Genomic DNA, 774 nt, shown 5'->3' on the forward strand with positions numbered 1-774 from the left:
CGGGCAAAGAGGTGCGTTTACCCCCATTGCCCCTGCAGTATATCGATTATGCCTTGTGGCAGCGTACCTATTTGGAAGGCGCCATTATTGACAACCAGTTATCGTACTGGGAGGATACCCTAAATGGGGTTGGCACATTGCAGTTACCGACCGATTATGTCCGTCCTGCCGTTCAGAGTGTTGCGGGGACGAGTCTTTCTTTTACATTGAACAGTACTTTAAGTGCGGGTATCAATTCTTTGAGCCAACGGGAAGGAGTGACTGTTTTTATGACGCTATTGGCTGCTTTCAAAGTGCTGTTGAGCCGGTACAGTGGCCAGGAGGATATTTGTGTGGGTACCCCCGTGGCCAACCGTACCCAGAAGGAGTTGGAGGGGATGATCGGTTTTTTTGTCAATACCTTGGCGCTTCGTACCCAAGTTTCGGAAGGCAGTTCTTTTCAAGAAGTATTACAAGCTGTCAAAAAGACGACATTGGATGCTTATGACCACCAAGAGGTTCCCTTTGAGAAGGTCGTAGAGCGTGTGGTAAAGACACGGGATATGGGTATGAGTCCTTTGTTCCAGGTATTATTCGTATTACAGAACACACGAGATCCTAAGAACACTGAAGTAAATAAAATAGAAGGAATTACAGTATCCACTTATAAAGATCAAGGGAAGGGTACCTCAAAATTTGATTTAACCATAACAGTCAATGAAACCGATGCAGGTTTTTCGGTAAACATCAATTACTGCACAGCTTTGTTCAGGGAAGCAACTATCCAAAGGATGG

At 45.3% G+C, this 774-nt stretch carries 1 protein-coding gene; it reads left to right on the forward strand.

The annotated features are described in order from the left end of the window. Positions 1 to 774 (forward strand): condensation domain-containing protein (locus AC04NP_RS30545; RefSeq protein WP_482863922.1); only part of this gene is annotated, 774 nt, incomplete at both ends.

It is taken from the genome of Agaribacillus sp. DX54, from assembly GCF_056858335.1.